This is a genomic window from Corallococcus terminator, assembly GCF_049194865.1.
Taxonomy (GTDB): Bacteria; Myxococcota; Myxococcia; order Myxococcales; family Myxococcaceae; genus Myxococcus; species Myxococcus terminator_A.
In genome coordinates this window covers 75,978-97,280 of the sequence record NZ_JBLZWL010000104.1, presented here as the reverse complement: position 1 = coordinate 97,280, position 21,303 = coordinate 75,978, and the positions used below count along the sequence as shown (strand labels likewise).

Genomic DNA, 21,303 nt, shown 5'->3' with positions numbered 1-21,303 from the left:
GGTCAGCGCGGGTTCGTCACGCCGACCTGACGACAGGAGTCGCGCACAGGGCACGTGGAGCACTTGGGCCGCGAGCCCGTGCACACGTGCTTGCCGAAGGGCACCAGCAGGCGATTCAGCTCCACCCAGTACCTGCGGGGGAGCTGACTCTCCAGGGCAGCCATTGTCGCCTCGGGCGAATGGGCCTTCACGTAGCCCCAGCGGTTCGTCACGCGGTGCACGTGGATGTCCACGCTGATGGCCTCGTGGCCGCACGCGATGCCGAGCGCCAGGTGCGCGCACTTGGGGCCCACGCCCTTGAACGACTGGAGCACCTGGGCATCGCAGGGCAGGGTGCCGCCGAACTCGTCCCGGGTCCGCACGGCGATGGCGTGGAGCTGGTGCGCCTTGGCCTCGTGGAAGGTGACGGGACGGATGAGCGCGTCGATGTCGTCGGGGCTCATGCGCGCGAGCGCCTCTGGCGTGGAGGCGCGCTCAAGCAACGCGAGCGCGGCGGGCAGGCTCACTTCATCCAGGGTGCGGATGGAGAGGATGCAGGCGACGAGCTGCTCGAAGAGGCTGTCGTGGCCTCGTGCGGAGAGCGCGAACATCGCCGCGTCCGCGAAGTCGCGCACCGTCTCGCGCACGCGCGCCAGCACGTTGTCGATGTCGAAGGGGACCTTGTCGGGACGCGACTCGGGCTCGGTGACGACGCCCGCGGAGGGTTTCTCGCGTGCGGTCCGTGGGCTCGTGTTGGACGGAGCCCGGCGATTTCGAGGTGCCGTCGACATCCCTCACCTCCCTGGGTTTCGAGGGAAGGTGAGGGTCTGTTGGTGCGGGAGCCCGCCAGTGCTTCCTGCCCGGTGGTAGGGCAGGGGGCGCGTCAGGCGGTCGGCTTCGCCAGGTCCAGCGCGTACCAGTGGTCGCAGCCGAAGTGCCCGGTGCTTCCGAGAGGCGCACAGAGCGGCTCGAAGCCCAGGCGCCGATAGAGCTTCTGGGCCTGAGTCATCGACGCGAAGGTCTCCAGGTAGCAGCGCTGGAAGCCCGCCTCCCGGGCGAAGTCGAGGCAGCGGCGCACCATGCGCTCGCCCGCTCCCTGTCCTCGGACTTCCGGCAGGAAGTACATCTTGCGCAGCTCGCACACGCTGGGGTCGCCCCCTTGCAGTGGCGCGATGCCGCCGCCTCCCAGCACCTTGCCCGCACGCTCCACCACGAAGTAGGCGTGGCGGGGGTGCGCGTAGGCGGCGGTCATGGTGTCGACCTCGGCGTCATGTATCGCGAAGCCGGGGCCATCCGCTCCGAACTCCGGCATCACCGCGCGGATGATGGCGGCCACGTGCGCGTTGTCTTCAGCCTGGATGGGGCGCAGGCGCAGTTCGTCCGTGCTCATGGGAATGACGGTTTCATGGAAGGGGGGCCGAGGGCCAGCGGGACCCAGGGGTCTGACGGGTGCGTCGGAGTGCACGCACCTGTTGTGCACCCGGCTGCACAGGTGGCACACGGCCGGCGCACCCCGAAGTGAGGCGCCTGTTTCCTCCCCTGGGAGAACCCAGGCATTCTGCGTGGCATGTCCGTTGTAGAGGGGGAAACCCATGTACTGCCCTGACTGCCGACAGGAGCGCCTGGGTCATTTCAGCCAGTGCGCCTTGTGCGGCACGGCGATGACCTCGCGCCCCCGTTCCGAGCTGGAAGCGGAGCTTGCTCACGTCCACTTCCTCCTGTCCGAGCTGACCCGCTGGGATTCCTCCGAGGTCCCCACCAACGTTCGACGTTTCCTCACGGAACGCTACGAGCGGCAGTCTCGAATCCTCCTGTCCGTGCTCGCCGAGTCTCCGGCGCCTGTCGCGGGGACGGAGGCGCGGAGTGTCGCGATGGCTTCGCCAGAGCTGGCGGGCCACGTGGCCTCGGGCGAGGACGTTGCACGGGCGAATGCGATGCTCCACGCGGCCTCGGGTGAGGATGCGGCGCGGGCGAGCGAGATGCCCCACGCGACGTCACACCAGGACGTGGTGCTGGCTGGCGTGACGGGTTTCGCGGCTTCGGGCGAAGACACGGCGCGGGCGGGTGTGACGCACCTCGCGGCCTCGGATGTGGTGCAGGCGGGTGTGCCGGGCTTCTCGGCCTCGGGTGAGGATGCGGCGCAGACGAGCGTGATCCGCGACGCGGCTTCGGGCGAGGACGTGGTGCGTGCGGATGCGATGCACTTCGCGGCCTCGGATGCCGTGGAGTCTTCCGTCGCCTCGCCGCAGGACGGGGGGCTGAAGGGGTTGGTGGTTTCGCGGGATGAAGCGGCGCGGGACGCCGCCGCGGCAGCGAGCGCGGCGCGGGCGGCCTCGGGCGCCTCGGTGGTCAAGGGCGAGGAAGCGGCGCGGCTGCTGGCGGCCTCCGTGGAGGCAGCCCGGTCCTCGCGAAGTGGTGCCGCTGCGGGACCTCAAGGCCCGGCCTCCACATCACAGAAGGGGGCGGAGTCCCAGCAGGCCCGCCCGGGTGCCCAGAATCGGGTGCGGCCTCCGACGCGGCATGAGCCTGGAGCGGATGAGCATCCCCTCCCGGAGAATCCCTCGCAGCCTTCGTTCGAGGCGCCTCCGCCTCGGAGTGCGACGGCGCGACTCGTCGAGGAGACCTCCACGTGGAATCGCGTGTGGAGGCCGTTCCTCTACGAGAGCATCATGTGGTTCGTCGGTGCCTTCCTCATCCTCTCGGGCACCCTCTATTTCGTCTTCGAGAGCTGGGCCGGAATGTCCTCCGTCACCCGCTCGCTCACCGTCTTCGGCATGACGGTGGGCTACTCCGCCGGCTTCTCCGTCTGGGGCGCGTACCTCGCCCGTCGCGAGGCGCTGCGCAATCCAGGGCGCATCCTCGGCATCATCGGCTCCGCGTCCGCGCCGCTCGCCGGCATCGCGCTGGGGCCCATGGAGTTCGGAGAGTCGCTGCTGCTCGGGGGCGTCAGCACGGTGATGCTCATCCCGCTGCTGCTCGTCTGGGCGGTGGCCGCGGCCTTCCTCGTGCGCAAGCCAGCGGACGCGTTCGACGCGCCTTCGCGTCCCTTCGTCCAGGTGGCCCTCGTCGCGAGCACGCTGATGATGGGCCTGGCGCCGGTCGCCGCGAAGCTCGGGAGCGCCGCGCTGTGGCTGAACATCCTCCCGTGCGTCCTCTTCTTCCTCCTGTCCTCACGGCCCGTGGCCAAGCCGCGCGAGGGCGCCGAGCTCACCTTCGCCCTGGGCGCGCCGCTCTACCTGCTCGCCGTCTACGCCATCCGCCTCCATGTGGCGCTCGTCGATGCCGGAAATCCGCCGGACGTGAGCGTCTATGCTCCCTTCCTCGCGTTCCTGCTCGCCGCCACCCAGCGCTTCCGCTCGCTGCCTCCCGAGCGCGCCGCGGACCCGCTGGCCCTGGGCATCGCCTCCCTCCAGGTGATGTGCCTGGTGGCCGCCATCGGCGCGCCGCCGCCGACCTTCTTCGTCACCGCCGCCGTCATCACCTGGACGATGGTGTCCCTGGCGCGCGGAGCCATCAGCCGCCTGCCGTGGGTGTACCCCGCCTATGCGGCGTCGTACTTCGCCTATGCCACCAGCGGGCAGCTCGTTCCCGGGCCCCTGAAGCGCCTGCTCGAGGTGTTCAAGGCCTCGCTGGGCTATCCCGTCGCGGACAAGCTGCCCGTGCAGTATGGCGCCCTGACGGCGCTCCCGTTCGTCCTCGCGGGCGTCGTGCTCGCGGTGACGCGCCTGTGGCGCGGTGAGCGCACGGGCAATGCTCGGGACCTCGCCTTCGCGGAGGTGCTGCTGCGCTCCACCGCCGTGGCCAGCGTCCTCTTCTGCTTCTACGGCATGGCGGGTCCCGACATGCGCCCGCCTTTCTGGAGCGCGCTCGGGTTGTCCGTCGTGTGTCTGGCCACCGGTCTGCTGGTGGAGCGCTTCTACCTGACGGTCGTCGGAGCGCTGCTGTCGCTGCTGGTGCCGGTGCTGGCCGCCAGCGTGCTCTCGATTCCGGCAGCCTCCGTCGTGTCCGGCCTGCTGGTGCTCGCGTTCGCGGGTGTCTGCACGGTGAGCACGGCGCGGACGCGGGCGTTGCTGACGCCCATCGTGGGCCTGGTGGCCACCGCGGGCTTCTGCATGGGCCTCTTCAGCGGCTTCGGCTTCCTGGGGATGACGGGCGCGGTGCTGTGCGCCGTGAGCGTGCTCATCGTCGCGTGGACGCTCCAGAACGAGTACGCCATCGCCTACGCCGCCTTCCTGATGGCGGCCCTCGTGCCGAAGTTCGCCATGCAGGTGTCGTCCACCGCGATGGCGTTCTCGCTGGTCTTCGTGGCGATGACCCTGGCGGTGCTCGCCGAGCGCGGGAGGCTGCTGCGGCTGCTCAGCGGGGTCGCCGTCTTCTACGCGCTGTTCGGTTTCGCGGCGGGCGCCATCGGCCAGGTGAGTGGACTGGGCCTGGTGGTGCTCCTCTCCTCGGCGGCCGTCGCCGTGGCGTCGCGCACGCTGCGTGGCGTCCGGCCCCTGGCGGTGGTCCTCGCCGCCTTCGCGCTGCTGCCCGACATCTCGAGCTTCTACGCACCCTGGAACGGGATGATGACGCCGGGGATGTCCCTGGGGTTGTTCATCCTCTGGGGCCTGGGCTCCTCCCTCTGTGCGGCGCGCTGGGGACGCAGCGCGAGCACCATCACCGCCGCCTTGGTGGCGTGGGTCTTCCCGCTGGTCGCCGTGGAGCAGGCGCGGAGCTCCCAGGAGGGCATGTTCCTGTTCGGCGCGGCGTTCGCGGCCCTGTTCACCGCTCGGGCGATACCGGCCGGGTTCAGCGTCGCGGTGGCGGCGCTCTACGCGACGATAGGGCTGTTTTCGCAGGGGCCGCTGGCGCTGCTGGGGTTGTCCGCCGTGCTGGCGGTGCTGGCCGTGGCCGAGGAGGTACCGGCGGTGCTGGCCGTGGGCGCGGGCGGAAGGCGCTTCGCGAAGGTGGCCACGCTGGCGTCGGCCGTGGTGCTGGGCATCGTGGTGGTGAGCTGGGACGACGCGCATCCCGCGTGGATGGTCGCGGGCGCCATGCTGCTTCCGCTGCTGTGGACGCGCGCCAACCGTCAGCCCTTCCTCGCCAGCCTCGCGGTGCCGTATGCCTTCGTCGGATTCCTGGCGATGGGCGGTGCTCCGCCGACCTGGGCGTATGCGCTGCCGCTGATGTCGCTGGCCGTGGCTCGGGCCGTCGCGCACGTGCCCGCGTTCAGCTCCCTGTTGCTGCGCTCCCGGGAACCGGCGGACAGTGACGCGCTGTCCATGTGGATGCAGGTGAGCCTCGCCTGCATCACCTCGATGATGTTGATGTCGCCGTGGATGGAGCCCGGGCCCGTGTACTTCCTCACGGCGTCCCTGGCGCTGATGCCTGGACCGCGCCCGTTCATGCGCGTGTGTGGCGCCGCGCTCCTGCTGCTCATCATCCCGGAGGCACGGCCCGTCGTCACCGTCCTGCTGCTCGCCGTGGCGCTGGCCGAGCACCATGCGCCGTCCACGCTCTGGGCCTTCTTCCGCGGCCCGCCGGATGCCTACCTGCGGCGCGCCGCGGTCCTCACCGCGCTGGTCGTCGCGGCGGTGCCGGTGCTGGACGTGCCTTCGCAGACGCGACTCCTGGGGCTGGCGGCAGTGGTGGCGGCGTCCGCGTTCCTGCTGTCTCTCCGGTGGCTGCTGGTGCCCTTCATCTGGGTGCTCGCGCTCGCGGTCTTGGGGCAGACGGAGACCCATCGCTTCCTGGAGTGGAGGTCGGAGACGGGCCTCGCCTTCATCGCGGTGGCGCTGGGCGCGGGCCTGCTGTCCGCCGTCTGTCAGGTCGGTGGCGTGCAGCGTGCGCTCAGCGCGGTGGCGTCGAAGCTGACGCCTGGGCTGGAGGGCACCTGGAGCGAGCCCTTGTGGGTGGGGAGCGCCGGAGCGCTGGCGCTGCTGCTCCTGGGGCGACTGGCGGATATGGGGCCCGGCGCGCTCTCGATGGACGTGGCGGCGGGCGCGGTCCTCACGTCGCTGGTGTTGATGGTCGCTCGCGAGCGGTGGATGGCGAACGTGGCCACCGGGCTGCTCGCGGCCTCGCTGGTCGCCGCGGTGCCGTGGTTGTGGCTGCCCGCTGTCATTAGCGGCGCGGGCCTGGTGCTGTGCGTGAGCGGCATGGTGCTCGACGCGCGGGGTGTTCGCGTGGGTGCCGCCATGCACCACGGCGGCTGGGTGCTGGCCCTGCTGTCGCTGGCCACGCTGAGTGACCTGGAGCACCTGGCGACGCCGCTGTGCTTCCTCTTCGGCCTCGCCTCCGCGTGGACGGTGGTGTGGCGTCGGCGCGAGCGCGAGGTGGTGGGCTGGCTGGCGTCGCTCGCGGCGGTGCACGGCGCGCTGATGCACCTGGGCGCGGTGTACTCGTCCGGACGTGGCTCGGAGTTCATCCTCCCGCACTTCGGCGCGGCCAGTGCCGTGCTCGCCGCGCTGGCGCTGTTCCTGGCGGGCGCGAAGCTCCGGCGAGGCGTGGGGTTGGGCTTCACCGTCGTCGCGCTCACCGAGGTCCTGCTCGGGTTGTCGATGCTGGGCGCGACGGGAGACGCGCTGCGCGAGGCGCTGGTGGCCTGTACCGGGCTGACGGTGCTGTTCGTCGCGCTGGTGCGCCACGCCGCCGTGGAGAAGGACGAGCTGGCGGCGTTCCTCGCCCAGGCCGTGCTCGTGCTGGGCTACCTCTCCGTGCGCCTGCTGGGCATGGGTGCCCACCCGAGCGCCGGAGACAGCCTCGCGGCCCTCGTGGGCGGCGCCCTCTTCACGGGCCTCTACTTCTTCGTGCAGCGCGAGGGCTCCACCCTGGTCGCCTTCCGCAGGCCCGCGCTGTGGGGTGCGTTCCTCTTCCCGCTGGCGGGGTTGTTCTCCGCGCCTTGGAACGAGCCGCTCCAGGTGGCCGCGCTGCTCGTGGGCCACGCCGCGCACTTCGCCGCGCTGGCGTCGCACCCGACGCGCAGAGGGGTGGCCTCGCTCGCGTCGGTGGTGGCCTTCAACGTGGCGCTCTATCTCGTGTGGCAGGGCACCGGGAATGGCGAGCCGCAGTTCTACGTCATCCCCGCGGGCCTCTCGCTGCTCGCGCTGCTGCGCGTGTTCCGGGGCGCCATCGACGAGGACACCTACGCACGGCTGCGCGCGCTGGCCGTCACCGTCATCTACGTGGCGGGGGCGTGGAAGCCCCTGATGTTCAGCGACGGCAGCGCCATGCTCCTGTGCGTGTTCCTCTGCGTGGTGGGCGTGGGCTTCGGAATCGCGCTGCGCATCCGCTCCTACGTGTACCTGGGCACCGCGTTCCTGGTGACGTGCATCGCGGCGAACCTGGTGCGCTTCGGCATGAGGGACCACCGCGTCGCCGCCGCGTCGCTGTTCTTCCTGGGCCTCGTCGTCATCGGCTCCATGGTGATGCTCAGCGCCCACCGTGCCGCACTCCTCCAGAGGTACACACGGGTCCGCGCACTGCTGTCCACCTGGGAGGGCTGACACTTCGAGTTCTTGGCGAGACCCCCAAAAACGTGGGATTGAATGCGGCGCCAACTTTCGGAAGGGCCTCCGGTTGTCCCGTCTTCGCCTGCTCGCCACCGTTCCGCTGTGTGCCCTCATCGGCTGCGCCACCGTGCAGTCCCGGGACGTTGGGGCTGCCCTGGAGGTGCCGCCCCACGCGGCGGTGGTGCCCACCGAGCAGGTTGAGGTGGCGCCGTCAGGCACGGTGCTCGCCGAGGGTGTGGGGACGGTGGCACCGGACGAGGCAGGTGCCTCGGCGAATGCCCAGACGCCGCCGGTGAAGTCCGATGCGCCCGAGGCTTCCCAGGTCGCGCCGCGGGCCGAGGTCGCTCCGCGCGTCGTGGCCACCGTCGTCTCCGAGGAGAAGGAGCGACCGCTGGTGACGGGCGTCATCGCCGCCGCGCTGGAGGCCGTCGCGCTCGTCGTCCCTCCGTCCACGGGCCTGGAGGGTTTCTGGGATGCGTACCGCACGCCGATGCAGCTGGCGCGCCTCATCGTGACGCGCTCCATGCAACTCGTGGGTGAGCGCAACCTCGCGAAGGTCAGCCGGGGCATGCCCAACGACTGCTCCGGCTTCGTGCGCCTGGCCTATCTCTCCGCCGGCATCGACCTGGTGGCGCATGGCTTCCAGGCGGGAGAGAACGCCGTGTCCGCCATCTTCCGTCGCGCCACGGAAGGCAAGCGGTTGCACCACCGCGCGCCGCGTCCCGGGGACCTCGTGTTCTTCCGCGAGACGTACGACCGCAACCGCGATGGTCGCCGCAACGACGGGATGACCCACGTCGGCGTGGTGGAGGGTGTGTCCGAGGACGGCACCGTCACCTTCATCCACCGGGGCAGCAAGGGCGTGGCCCGCAGTCGGATGAACCTGTCGCATCCGGAGAAGCACCAGCTCGCGCAGGGCGGACCCGTGGTGAATGACTTCCTCCGGCCCGCGACGAAGGGCGGACGCGCGTACCTCACGGGCGAGCTGTTCGTGGCCTTCGCGTCTCCCGACGGACTGTAGATTTCCAGTCGGTGCCTCGCACCCCGCGTGGCTTTGAAGCTCCGCGCGGTTGATGCGTCATGAGGGGCATGAGAATCGCCCTGCTTCTCGGTGGTCTGCTGCTCGCGTCGGGATGTGTCGTCCACTCGCGCTCACCGCCCCGCCCCGGGCCTTCGCGACCTCCGCCCTCACGTCCTTCCGCCATGTCCTACAAAGAGGCGGTGGACCGAGGCTTCGGCGAGTGTCGCGCGCGCCGGTTCGACTGCCGCCTCAAGGAGGCGCACCGGACGGGCAACGACGTCTGGAAGGTGAAGTTCTTCGCCTCGGCGCCCGGGGCACGCGGCCATCTGCATCTGGACTACGACGCCTTCTCTCGCAACCTGCTCAAGGTGGACGAGAAGGTGAAGGCCCATCGTGGCGACCGCGATGACGATGATGACTGGGATGACGACGACCACCGTCATGGCCGTGGCAAGGGGAAGAAGAAGGGCCACGCCCGGCACGATGACTGAGCGTCATCCGAGGCCTGGGCGGCGACACCCGCCCGGGCTTCAGCCGCCCTTCTTGTTCAGCTTCTGGATGGCGCGGTTCGCTTCAGCCTGGCCGCAGTCGCCCTTGGACTCGGCGAGCCGGATGAGGGCGGGGACGGCGTCCATGTTGCCCAACGCGCCCAGCCGTCTGGCGGCGGTATTGCGCATGCCGCAATCCTTCGCCTCCAGGGCCTTGGAGTAGGCTGTCACCAGGTCCACGCCGTCCGCCAGCTTGGCGGAATCCAGGTAGCGAAGCGCACCCCACTGCTTCGGTGAGTGTTCGTCCCGGATGAGCTCCGCGAAGTAGGGACGCACCCGCTCCTTCGGGAGATTGGCCAGCAGCCTGCGCAGGTCGTCGTTGTCGAAGCGGCCGAAGTCCTCCGCGAGCCCATCCAGCAACGAGTCCTCCACCGCCGCGCGGCCCTCCACATCCAGCGTGGCGAGCAGCACCCGCTCCTTGTCGTGGTTGCCCTGCGCGTGGTGGGCCGCCGCGAGGGCGCGCCGCACCGGAGCCTCTTTCTGCTCCTCGTTCGACATCGCGTTCAGCAACTCCAGCGCTTCGTCCTTCTTGCCGTCCTGGAGCAGCGACATGGCGCGTACGGCGGGGCTGCTCAGATGCAGCACGATGGCCACGCCGCCGCTCAGGAGCACCAGGGCTCCGAGCACGGCCATCGCCGCGCGCGGCTTCGCACGCGCCAGCACCACCGCCTTGTTCACGCCCGCCTTCACCGCGGGAGGCACCGTCAGGACCGCGTTGAGGCGGGTCAGGCTCGTGCCCAGTCGCGCCTTGCCCGCGCGCACGGCATGGGAGACGGCCTGCATCCCCCGGGAGATGGGTGCCAGCGCCGCGCGAGTCCGTTGGACCGCGGGAGCCAGACGCATCGCGAGGGCGTTCTGCTTCTCGAAGCGACCGCCGAAGGGAGGCCCCTCCGTCGCCTGCTGGCAGCGGTAGAGCTGGAGCTGTTCCTCGCGGCCGGGGAGGGTGATGGAGCCGCAGGGCTCGACCTCCGCCTCGGCGCGGTTGCGCGCCAGGTTCACCGCCTCCGTGAAGGTCACCTGGCCCGCGGCGGCGACGTGCTCCACCGTCTCCAGCACCTCCATGGGCTCGCCCAGCACGGTGTCGGCGGTCAGCAGCACTTCGCCGGCGTGCAGGCACACGCGCACGTGCAGCCGCTCCTCGGCGGGCAGTGCCTCGTTGTGCCGCCACAGCCGGTCCTGCATGGCCATGCCGCACAACACCCCCGCGGTGGGCGAGCGGAACGCCACCAGCAGCGCATCTCCGCGCTTCTGGACGAGCCGTCCCTCGTGCTCGCGCACCAGCGGCATCAGCAGCCGGTCATGCGTCTCCAGCATCCGCGCGTTCTCTTCGTGCGTCTGCCGGCTGGTGCGCTCGGTGAAGCCCTGGATGTCGGTGAGCATCACCGTCAGGTTCTGCGGCTTCACCGTCGACGTGCTGCCCGACAGCGTGGGCCGCGAGCCGAAGGCCGCCGTGCCCGTGCGCATCGCCGAGGGTGACGCGCTGTCAGTGCCCGGCGAGGACTCCAGGCCGAACGCGGCGGTGCTCTGGCTCGTGCGGCTCGGAAGAGGCGCGGGTGCCGCCGCGTCCGCCGCGCCGAAGACCGACGTCCCGCTGGGGCCGTTGCTCGTCGCCTCACCCCCGCCGAAGACGGACGTGCCGGAGGGTGAGGTGGTGGCGGGCGTGCCCACGTAGGCGGGCGTCCCCAGGCCGGGCGTGAAGGCGGCCAGCGACAGGTGCGCGGCGGCCAGCGCGTCCGCCAGCTCGTGCGCGCTCTGGGGCCGCTTGGCCGGGTTCTTCTCCAGAAGGCGCATCACCAGCGACAAGAGTCCGATGTAGCGCGTCAGCGAGGGCGCCGCCCTGTCCAGCGGGAGCGGGGCGTGGGAGGCGTGCTGGGCGAGGAAGTGGCGCGCCTGGGGCCCATCAAAGGGAAGCCGTCCGGACAGCACGCGGTAGATGAGCACGCCGAAGGTGTACAGGTCGCTGCGCGTGTCCACCTTCGCGCCCACCGCCTGCTCCGGCGACAGGTACTCCGGGGTGCCGAGCACCACGCCCACCTGGCTGACGTTGCTCTGCGCGTCCGGCTCCACCAGCCGGGCGATGCCGAAGTCCAGGAGCCGCGCCTGCTCGCCGCGCGCGCCGGGGGAGATGAAGACGTTCTCCGGCTTCAAGTCGCGGTGGATGATGCCCTTGTCGTGGATGGCGGCCAGGCCCTCCGCGAGCTGCTGGAGCAGCGGCAGCGCGCGGCCCGGCGGCATGGCGCCCCGGGTGAGCACGTCGTAGAGGCTCTCTCCCTCCACGAACTCCATCACCAGACAGGCGTGGTCGCCGGACTCACCGAAGTCGACGATGTGCACCACGGCGGGGTGCTCGACGGCGGAGAGGAGGCGGGCTTCGCGCTTGAAGCGCTCGGCCATGCCGGGCTGCGCGTTGAGGTCGTGGTGAAGGACCTTGATGGCCACCATGCGGCCCAAGGAGACCTGTTCACCCAGGTACACTTCGCCCATTCCGCCCGAACCCAATGGACGGAGTACTCGGAAGCGACCGTCGAGGACGAGGGAGTCGGGAGCCAGCACGCCGGGCGCATATTGTCCGACTTCGCTCCGGCGCGCATGACGAACAACGCGTGCGGCCCTGGGGCCGCCAAGCCCCTCCGGCTGCCCCCCGGGCGGGGGATTGTCATAAATTTCGGGTGCTTGGAGGCCGTGGTAGTTTCCTGGCTCCCGCGATGGCCAACGAGAGCGACTCCCTAAAGCCCACCGCGGCGCCCGATGCGCGCGCCGCCGCGCCCGAGCTGCGCCTGCTGGACCGCAGGGCGTTCGTGGGCTTCCCGGCGCTCGAAGTCATCCCGGGCCTGCGCATCTCCGACTTCGCGCTCCAGATTCCGGACGTCAGCTTCCCGTTCAACGTCAGCGCCGGAGCCACGCGTTATCAGCGCAAGAAGCTGCACTTCGGCTTCCTGGAGCTGTCCGTCGACGCGGATCTGGTGACGCGGCGGGTGGCGGAGCTGGCGGGGCGGCTCGCGGGCCTGGAGGAGCTGCGGCTGCACTTCCGTCCCGGGTACCTGGAAGGGCAGGGCCGACTGCCCGCGCCGGAGCGCACGCCCTTCACGTTCAAGGTGGCCTTCGACGCGGATGGCGAGAAGCTCGCCGTCTATCTCTACGACGTGCGCCTGTACGGGTTCTCGTCCACGCCGTCGGTGCAGGTGCCCGGGCTCTTGTCCGCCGCCGTGGGCGCGCTGGCGCTGGTGCCGGACGTGGAGGTGCGCGGGGCCTCCGGCTTCTCCACCCGCGTGCTGCCCGCGCTGTGTCAGCTCGCGGCGGTGAGCCGTGGCTACAAGATGCCGTCGCTGGACACCGCGCGCCTGTCCGCCGCCGAGGTGTCGAGCACGGGCTTGAAGCTGCGCTTCGCGGCGGGCGGTCTGCCTCCGCCAGCCACGCCGGACGAGGAGCTGCTCCTCACGCTGGAGGGCGCGCGGGCCTTCGCGGACGCGGAGGAACTCGTCGCCCAGGGCCGGCTGGCCGAGGCGCGGCAGCAATACCTGAAGGCCGGAGACGCGCAGGACGCGCACCCCTTCGCCGCCGAGCGGCTCTTGTCGCTGCTGGTGGCCGACCCGCAGGCGCACGAGCTGGCGCTGGACGTGGCCGCCACGCTCCTGCGTCGTCGGGACCGCAGCCCCGCCGCGCTGTGGGGCGAGGCCGTGGTGCGCGAGCGACGGGGCGAGGGTGCCCGCGCCGCCGAGCGCTATCTGGCGCTGTGCGCGCTGGCGCGTCGCACGTCGGAAGAGGCCGCGGCCTTCTTCTCCGCCGAGGCGGCCGCCCGTTGCTCTCGCGACACCGCGCCCCAGGTGGCGGTGAAGGCGCTGCATGAGCTGCTGGGCCTGAAGCCGGACCACCTGCCCTCGCTCAAGGCGCTGGCTCGCGCGTCGGACCAGGCGCGTGACAGGGCGGGCGCGGTGCGGGCCTACCGCCGATTGGCGGCGCTCGCGAGAGACCCGCATGAAGCCGCCGACGCGCATGTGCACCTGGCCCGGCTGTGCGCGCAGACGGAGGACGACATCGCCGGAGCGCGCCTGCACTGCGAGGCGGCGCTGCGGCTGTCGCCGGACCAGTCGGATGCGCTGCTGTTGCTGGGCGAGCTGTGCCACCGGGGCGGCGAGCACCTGCGCGCGCTGAAGGCGTTGGACCGGCTGCGCGAAGTGTCCATGGCCCGGCACGAGCTGGACCGCGTGGGCCACGCCGACCTGATGGCCGGTCGCGTGTGGGAAGAGGGCCTGAAGCAGCCTGAGAACGCGCTCTTGCGCTACCGCGAAGCGGTGTCCCTGCTTCCCGGCGAGGCGGAGCCGCTGTTCGCCGCCGCGCGCGTCGCGGAGGGACTGGGCCGGTTGCAGGAGGCGCTCGCGGGCTACCAGCAGGCGCTGGAGCTGGCGGGGCCGGCCCCGCGCTCGGAGGGTGTCCGCCATGCCGCGCACGCCAGCCACCATGCGCTGGCGCGACTGTACCGCTCCCGTCTGGGGGACCCGGCGCGTGCGCGCGAACACCTGGAGTCCGCGCTGGCGTTGGACCCGCGCGACGGGGTGGCGCTCGAGGAGCTGATTCCGTACTTCCGCATCACCGGGAAGTCGCTGGAGCTGGCCGACGCGCTGGAGAAGTCCGCCGCGCTCATGGACGAGCCGGCCAGGCGCGCCGCCTCCTGGGCCGAGGCGGGAGAGCTGTATCGCGGTCGACTCCAGCAGCCGGAGAAGGCCGAGCGACTGTTGCTGCTCGCGCTGGAGGCGGACGCGGACCATCGGCCCGCGCTGGAGTCGTTGCTCGCCCTGGCCGAGGCGCGGCGTGATGGACCGCTGTTGACGCGGTGCCTGTCCGCGCTGGCTCGACTGGCGCCGGACGCGAAGGAGCGCGCGCAGAAGTACCGCCGCCTCGCGGTGGCCGCGCGCGACCTGGCCTTCGACCTGGACCTGGCGGTGCACTCCCTCCAGGAAGTGCTGCGCGCGGAGCCGGATGACCTGCCGGCGCTGGGCGAGCTGTGCGCCTTGCAGCGCAAGCGCGCGGACATGGCCGGGCTGGCCGTGGCGTTGGAGGAGCGCGCGCGGGTGGCCGAGGCGCAGGGCGACAAGCGCCTCGCGGCGGCGGCGCTGCGAGAGCTGGCCGGTGTGCTGGAGGCCCGCCTGGGCCGCGTGGGTGACGCGCTGGTGTCGCTGGAGAAGGCGGCGCGGCTGGCCCCGGACTCCGCCGTGCTGCTGGACCTGGCGGACCTGTCGCTGCGCTGCGAGCGCCCCGAGCACGCACGGCGCGCGCTGGAGTCGCTGCTGTCCACGCTGCCTCGCACCGCCGCGCCGGAGAAGCTGGCGGATGTGCGCGCCCGGCTCGGTCGCGCGTGCGAGATGCTGGGCGACCGCGAAGGCGCCATCGCCGCGTACGCGCAGGCGCTGCCGCTGCGCCGGCTGGATGACACGCTGGCCGCGCGGCTGGAGTCGCTCTACACGGAGGCCGGCGAGACGCAGGCGCTGGCCGAGCTGTGGGCGGGTCGTGCTCAGGCGCTGATGGGCGCCGACCGCGCCGAGGAGGCCGCGCCGCTGTTCCTCCAGAGCGCTCGCGCCCTGCTGGAGCGGGGTGAGAAGGCCGCCGCGCTGCTGCGCCTGACGGCCGCCCTGGAGGCCAGCCCTCAGGGACCGCTGGCGGCCGAAGTGCTGGAGTCGCTGGCCGAGCTGGAGCTGGAGCGCGGCGAGAAGCTGGAGGCCGCGCGGCTGTATGCGCGCCGCGCCGTGCTGGTTCCGGAGGCCCGCTCCGGCGCGAAGCTGCTGTACCGCGCGTCGCTGCTGGCGGCGGGCACCAGTCGCGAGGAGGCGTTCCTCGCCGAGGCCCTGGAGCGCGATTCGACCTTCGCGCCCGCGCGTCAGCGTCGCGGTGAGCTGCGGCTGCCCACGGATGCGCGCGCCGCGCTGGAGGACTTCGAGGCGGTGCTGGCGCTGCCTCCGGTGGACGCCGACGCGCCGCGCGAGGCGGAGCGGGTGGCGCTCACGCGCAAGGCCGCCAGTGCCGCCGTGCGCGCGGGCAAGACGGACTCCGCGCGTCGCCTGCTGGCCGAGTACTGCATCCGGGCGCCCGAGGACCTCGACGCCCGCGTGGAGCTGGTCAACCTGCACCGCAAGGCCGGCGCGCGCGAGGCGCTGGCGGACCTGCTGGTGGAGCTGTGGCCGCGCTTGTCCGGCGAGCCCCGGCGCGCGGCCCGTCGCGAGCTGGCGGAGCTGTCCCTCGTCCTCGGACGCGCTGGCGCGGCGATGGACTCGCTGCGCAGCCTGCGTCTGGAGGAGCCACAGGACACCTGGGCGGCGCAGGCGCTGCTCGACTTGCTGCCGCCGCCGGGCACGGGCTCCTCGGACGAGGAAGCCGAGCGCCTGGAGTTGCTGGGCGCGCTGGTGTCGTCGGCGACGGGCGAGGACCGCGCCGAGCTGCTCTCGCGTCGCGCCGTGCTCCATCGCGCCACGGGCCGAATCCTCGCCGCGCGCGAGGACTTCTCCGAGGCCGCGAAGCTGTCCCGTCGTCCCGCGGCGCTGCTGCTCGCGCTGGCGGAGCTGGCGCGCGAGTCGGGTGATGAGGCCGGAGAGCTGGAAGTGTGGCGCCGCGCCGTGGTCGCAGATGCCCAACTGGGCACGCGCGCCCGGGAGCGGCTGCTCGCCCTGGCCGTGGTGCTGGCGGAGAAGGATGAGCGGGGGCTCGCGCGAGAGGCGCTGGTCTCCGCCGTGGCGCTGTCACCGTCGGAGGCCGAGCGCTGTGACGCCTACTTCGCCCTGGCCGACCTGGCCCACCGTGACGAGCGCCCGGACGAGGAGATCTCCGCGCTCGCCGAGGCCGCGCGCCAGGGCCCCACGGCCCGTCGTGTCGAGGCCCTGCTCGCTCGCGCCACGTTGCTCGAAGCGCGCGGACAGCTCGCCGACGCACGGGAGAGCCTCAAGGCCGCGCTGGCGCTGGCACCGCGTCACGCGCGGGCCACCGGCTCCCTGCAGCGCGCGCTGAGGGCCCTGGAGGACTGGGCCGCGCTGGCGGAGCTGCTCTCGTCCGAGGGGCCGCATGCTCCGCCGTCCGAGGCGGCGGCGATGTACTCGGAGCTGGCGTCGCTCTACCTGGAGCGCCTGGAGCAGCCGGCTCCCGCCGAGGCGGCGCTGCGGCAGTCGCTGCGGTTCGCTCCCGCCGATGCGGACGTGCGGCGTCGGCTGGTGTCGTTGGTGGCCGGGCGCGGTGAGCTGCGCGAGGCCGCGGCGCTGCTGGAGACCGCCGCCGAGAGCGCCACGACGTCCGAGGCCGCCTCGCTGCTGCGTGAGGGTGCCGCGTACGCGCGGGATGCCCAGGACCTGGACCGCGCGCTGAAGCTGGCGCGCAAGGCGCACTCCCTGGTGCCGGCGCGCGGCGCGGAGCTGGCGTCGCTGGCGGAGCTGCTCTACCTGCGCGGCGCGGTGCTGGAGGCCCTGCCGCTCCAGGAGACGCTGGCCTCGACGGCGGACTTCGCCGCGAGCCCCGATGCGGCCGAGTCCACCTGGCTTCGACTGGCGGAGCTGTCGGAGAGCGCGGGCGACACGAAGCGCGCGGTGGCCGCGTACCGGAAGCTGCTCCTCGAGCGGCCGTTGTGCGAGCCCGCGGTACAGCACCTCTCCTCGCTGCTGGAGAAGGACGACCCGCGCGGCGCGTTCGAGGTGCTCGTCACCCACGCGCGGGCCCTGGCGCCGTCCGAGGACACGGTGCGGCGGCTCGTGGTGCTCGCGGAGAAGGCGCGCGCCGCGCTCGCCGACGCGGGTGTGGCGGCGTCGCTGCTGGCGCGCGCGGCGGAGATGGCGCGGACGCCGCTGCCGCTCCGCCTCCAGCTCGCGTCGCTGTACCGCGACACGGGCCGTTCGCTGGAGCTGCTCGCGGAGCTGCGCCACGTGGCCGCGCTCAGCCTCCAGGTGGGCGACGTGGCCGCGACGCTCGCGGCGTATGACGAAGAGGCGCACCTCGCGGAGGCCACGGGCCGCGCCGACGAGGCGCTCCGGGCGCTGGCGGACGCGCGGGACTTGCTGGAGGCGCGGGGTCGCGCACCCGAGGCCGCCGCGTGCGAGCGTCGGCGCGCGGAGCTGCTGCGCGACGTGAAGCTGGACCTGTCCGCGGCGGAGAGCGCACTGGACCGCGCCTTCTCGCTGGCGGAGGACCTGGGCACCGCGCGACTGGGCGCCGCGCTGGCGGAGCGCAGGGACGACGCCGACGCCGAGGCCCTCTGGCTGGAGCGCGCGCTGCCCCTGCTGGACGACGCCAAGGAAGCGGCGGCGCTGCGGCTGCGGCTGGCGAAGCTGCACCTGGGCGTGCTCTCGGACACGGAGGAAGCGGAGCGCTTCCTGCGCGGAGCGCTGCGGCAGGACCGCTCGCTGGACGAGGCCGAGACGCTGCTGGCCCGACTGCTGGAGCGCGACGGACGGCTCGCGGAGCTGGCCGCCTGGTACGAGGAGTGCGCCGAGGGTGAGGCGGACTCGGAGCGCCGCGCGGCGTTGCTCCAGCGCGCGGCCGTGCTGTATCGCGACAGGGCAGGGCGCCCGGACGCGGCTGCCGCGGCCTTCATCGCCGCGCGGTCGGCTCGACCGGATGACCTGGACCTCACCGCGCAGGCCGCGGAGCTGCTGCACGAGGTGAATCGCCACGCGGATGCGGCCGAGTTCGATGCCGTGCTGCTGGAGGCTGACCCGTTCCGCGAGCCTGTCTTCTCGCGGCACCGCGCCTTCCTGGAGGAGACGGAGGACCCGCAGTCGCTCGCGGAGTTGATGCTGCGTCGGGCCCAGCGCCAGTCGGATGCCGACGCCGCGGACAGCTACCTCGCCGCTGCTCGTGCCTTCCGCGCGGCGGGTGCTCGCGAGCGCGCGCTGCTGTGCGAGGACCGCGCCTTCGAGCTGAGCCCCGCGAGCGCGGAGGCCTTCGAGCGCGTGCGCGAGCGCGCGGCCGGAGACGTGCGCCGGTTGTCGGAGCTGCTGGCCCTGCGCGCCGCGGCCCTGCCTCCCGAGGAAGCGCTGCCGCTGCTGCGCGAGCGCGCCACCCGGCTGCTGGACGCGGGCGAGGCGCTGCTGGCCGCCGAGGCGTTTGACGTGTACCTGTCCAGCTCCGGCGACGACGTGGAGGCGCTGTCCGCGCGCGCCGAGCTCGCGGCCCAGAGTGGAGGCCCCGCCGCCGCGCGACCGTATGACCGTCGCCTGCTGTCGGCCGGTGGCGAGGCGCTGCCCGTGACGGTGCGCGCGCGGACGTGGCTGCGGCTGGGCCATGCCTCGCTGGGCGCGAACGCGTACCACGACGCGGCGGATGCCTTCGAGTCGGTGGTGTTGCTGGAGCCGGAGGGCGAGCGCGGCCGTGAAGCGCTGTCGCTGCTGGCGGAAGTGCACTCGCGCACGGGCAACGCGCCGGGCCTGTACCGCGCCTCGTTGCAGCTCGCGCGGTACGCGGAGGACACGGCGACGGCGGAGGTGCTGTACCGCCGCGCGGCGGACCTCTTCGACGACCCGAGGGACGCCATCGACGCGCTGCTGCCGCTCGCTCGCCTGCGTCCGGCGGATGCCTCCGTCATCGACCGGGCGGTGGCGGGCCTGCGCGCGCTGGGCCGTCACGGCGACCTGCTGGCGGTGTACGAGTCCGGTGCCGAGGCCGCCGGTGGTGTGCGCGCCGCCGAGCTGCTGCTGGCCGCCGCCACTGTCGCCGCCGAGTCGCTCGCGGATGTGGACGCGGCCTGGGAGCTGACCCAGCGCGCGGCCGAGGCGGCTCCCGAGGACGTCACCGCGCTTCGTGCCCTGGTGACGGGCCTGCGTGAGCGGCGCGAGACGACGCGGCTCCTGGAGGCTCTGGAGCGACTGGTGCCAGGCCTGGAGGACGCGGACGAGGCGTCCGTCCTGCGGCTGGAGCTGGCCTCTCTGTTCCGCGACGCGGACCAGGCGCCGAGGGCTCGCGAGGCGCTCGAGGCCGTTGTCGAGCGCGGTACCTCGGGCGCTGGCTACGGCATCGCGCTGGAGGAGCTGGAGAAGCTGCTGGGCGATGTGCCCGCGCGTCGAGCCGAGGTGCAGGTGGCGCGCGCGGAGCTGGTCTCCGGTCGCGAGCGGCTGGTGCTCCTGTTGTCCGCTGCTCGGGCCTTCGAGAGCGCGGGCCGGCTGCCGGAGGCCTTGAAGGCGGCGAAGGCCGCCGTGGCGACCGAGCCGGACGTGGACGCCGCGATGCGCGTCGCCCACCTGCATCGCGCCCTGGGCGAGGCCCCTCGCGCCGCGAAGGCGCTGCTCCAGGCGGCTCGGCTCGCGTCTCCGGAGGAGCGTCCGCCGCTGCTGCTGGAGGCCGCGGACCTCTGGGAGAAGGCGGGCGAGCACGGGGAGGCGCTGGAGGTCATCGAGCGCATCGCCACCGAGGCGCCAGACATCCTCGCGCCCTCGGAGCTGGCGGAGCGCTTCGGCCGGCTGGGCGCCTACACGCGCGCGCTCCAGGTGGGCTTCGCGCCCGCCATGGCGGCAGGAGAGCTGACGGACGCGCTGGCCATGGCCGCCCAGGCCGGGGACACCGCGCGCACGCGTGAAGCGCTGTGGGCCCTGGTGGCGCAGTCCGACGCGGACTCGGCCCACGCCGCCGCGCTCGCGGACGGCCTGCGCGCCGAGCGCGACGCGGAGGGGTTGCTGGAGCTCGCGGCCCTCTCTGTCTCGCGCGACGAGCCCTTCGCGGTGTCCCTGCGCGACGAGGTGCTGCGCGCGGCGGATGCCCCGGTGCTCCAGCGCCTGCGGGCCCTGGAGGAGCTGTCGTCCGACGCGAACTTCGGCACCCGGCTCACGCTGCTGTTGCCGGGGTTGGAGAAGCACCCGGAGGCGCTCTCGGAGGCGGTGCTCGGCCGGGTGCGCGTGCTGTCGGATGCCGCGCGGACGGAAGCGCTGTTGATGGCCGCCGAAGGGTGGACGTCGCGTCGCAAGCCGTTGCTGCGCGAGCGCCACGCCCTGGAGTTGAGGCTGGGCCGCTTCGACGCCGCCGCGCGCACGCTGGCGCGACTCATCGAAGTGGAGGAGGACTCCCGCGTCCGGGCCGCGCTGCACCTGGAGCACGGCGAGCTGCTGCTGAGCCCGCTGGACCAGCCCGACGATGCCCGCGCCGCCTTCGAGCGCGCGCTGGACACGGATGGCACCAGCCTGTCCGCGCTGCGCAACCTGCTGGCGCTGGTGGACGAGTCGAAGGAGCCCGCGGTCTTCGTGTCGCTCGCGGAGCGGCTGACGCTGGAGGAAGGGCCCGACGCCGCGACGCCCCATCGCGAGCGACTGGCGGATGCCTATGAGGCCCTGGGCCAGGTGCCGGACGCCGTCGCGCAGCTCGAGGCGCTGCCGGAGACCGAGGAGCGACTGGCCCGTCGCGCGAGGCTGGCGGAGCAGCGCGGCCTCGTGGGCGAGGCCCTGCGGCTGCGCGAGCGGCTCACCGACGAGCCCGGGGTGCTGGAGTCCATCCTCCGGGGCTACCTGGACGCGCAGCTGGTGGCGCCCGCGGCGAGGCTCGCCGAGCGCCTCTTCGACGCGGGTGTCCTGTCCGCCGAGGTCCTCCGCCTCGCGTGCGAGCGCCTCTCACCGGTGATTGAAGGCGCGCCGTTCGCGGCGCGCGTCTGGCCGGAGCTGCTGCGCGCGGCGCCGCTGGACGTGGATGGCTGGACGCTCTTCGCGGAGGCCCTGCGACTGCTGGAGCGTCGGGACGCCGCCGAGCGCGCGGATGGTGTGGGCGCGGCCTTGTCCTCCAGCACGGCGACGGTGCCCCCGGCTGCCGTGTCCGCGCTGTCGGTGCCCACGGGCTTCGAGCATCCGCTGCCTCCCAATACGCTGCAGGTGACGGCCGAGCGCTTCCCCCGACTCTTCGCCGCGCTGCGTCCCATGCTGTCGTCGCTGGGCGCCAACAGTCTGCGGGTGAGCGTGGACCCCTCCGGTGGCGTGGAGGCGTACCTGGTCAGCTCGGAGGAGCTGGTGCTGGGCGCGGGCGCGCTCTCGTGCTTCGGCACGGTGGAGCTGGGCTACCTGTGCGCGCTGGCCATCGTGCTGGGCGCGGAGGGCGTGAAGCTGTCGCGTCCCGGCGAGGTGCCCGGCTTCGAGGAGGCGGCGGTGGCGGCCTTCCGAGCGGTCCCCGCCTCGCTCGCCGCGGGGCGCGTCCTGGCGCGGCTGGATGCGGAGGTGCGAGGGAGTGACCCGGCGCGGGTGGATGTGGGCGCGGTGCTCGCACGTGGGGGCGCCTTCCGGTCCGTGGCCCTTTCCGTGCTCGACGTCGGGTAGCCGTGTAG

7 protein-coding genes are annotated in these 21,303 nt (G+C 72.8%); 4 read left to right on the top strand and 3 right to left on the bottom strand.

What is annotated here, in order from left to right; genetic code table 11:
• Positions 1-2: 2 nt before the first annotated feature.
• Positions 3-770: an endonuclease III domain-containing protein gene (locus tag ACN469_RS31225; RefSeq protein ID WP_498773804.1), complete on the bottom strand. Its 768-nt coding sequence runs from the start codon at positions 768-770 to the stop codon at positions 3-5.
• 92 nt (positions 771-862) lie between these two features.
• Positions 863-1,369 carry a GNAT family N-acetyltransferase gene (locus ACN469_RS31220; RefSeq protein ID WP_498773802.1) on the bottom strand — a complete coding sequence of 169 codons (507 nt, stop codon included), beginning with the start codon at positions 1,367-1,369 and terminating at the stop codon, positions 863-865.
• Between the two features lie 202 nt (positions 1,370-1,571).
• On the opposite strand from ACN469_RS31220, the gene ACN469_RS31215 reads away from it, so the two are divergent.
• From ACN469_RS31215 to ACN469_RS31205, 3 genes are all read left to right on the top strand, one after another.
• Positions 1,572-7,466 (top strand): hypothetical protein, encoded by a 5,895-nt coding sequence (locus ACN469_RS31215; protein WP_498773800.1) that lies wholly within the window; start codon positions 1,572-1,574, stop codon positions 7,464-7,466.
• Between the two features lie 73 nt (positions 7,467-7,539).
• Positions 7,540-8,493 carry a C40 family peptidase gene (locus ACN469_RS31210; protein WP_498773798.1) on the top strand — a complete coding sequence of 318 codons (954 nt, stop codon included), beginning with the start codon at positions 7,540-7,542 and terminating at the stop codon, positions 8,491-8,493.
• Positions 8,494-8,675: 182 nt separating this feature from the next.
• Positions 8,676-8,984, top strand: a complete 309-nt coding sequence (locus tag ACN469_RS31205; RefSeq protein ID WP_498773796.1) for a hypothetical protein — start codon at positions 8,676-8,678, stop codon at positions 8,982-8,984.
• Between the two features lie 39 nt (positions 8,985-9,023).
• Here ACN469_RS31205 and ACN469_RS31200 read toward each other — a convergent pair whose 3' ends face one another.
• On the bottom strand, positions 9,024-11,525 hold the full coding sequence (locus ACN469_RS31200; protein ID WP_498773794.1) for a protein kinase domain-containing protein: 2,502 nt from the start codon (positions 11,523-11,525) through the stop codon (positions 9,024-9,026).
• Positions 11,526-11,746: 221 nt separating this feature from the next.
• On the opposite strand from ACN469_RS31200, the gene ACN469_RS31195 reads away from it, so the two are divergent.
• Positions 11,747-21,295 carry a flagellar hook-length control protein FliK gene (locus ACN469_RS31195; protein WP_498773793.1) on the top strand — a complete coding sequence of 3,183 codons (9,549 nt, stop codon included), beginning with the start codon at positions 11,747-11,749 and terminating at the stop codon, positions 21,293-21,295.
• Positions 21,296-21,303: the final 8 nt, after the last annotated feature.

Coding starts and splice junctions, on each gene's coding strand:
- ACN469_RS31225 (WP_498773804.1), bottom strand. CDS start 770: ATGTCGACGGCACCTCGAAATCGCCGGGCTCCGTCCAACACGAGCCCA.
- ACN469_RS31220 (WP_498773802.1), bottom strand. CDS start 1,369: ATGAGCACGGACGAACTGCGCCTGCGCCCCATCCAGGCTGAAGACAAC.
- ACN469_RS31215 (WP_498773800.1), top strand. CDS start 1,572: ATGTACTGCCCTGACTGCCGACAGGAGCGCCTGGGTCATTTCAGCCAG.
- ACN469_RS31205 (WP_498773796.1), top strand. CDS start 8,676: ATGTCCTACAAAGAGGCGGTGGACCGAGGCTTCGGCGAGTGTCGCGCG.
- ACN469_RS31200 (WP_498773794.1), bottom strand. CDS start 11,525: ATGGGCGAAGTGTACCTGGGTGAACAGGTCTCCTTGGGCCGCATGGTG.
- ACN469_RS31195 (WP_498773793.1), top strand. CDS start 11,747: ATGGCCAACGAGAGCGACTCCCTAAAGCCCACCGCGGCGCCCGATGCG.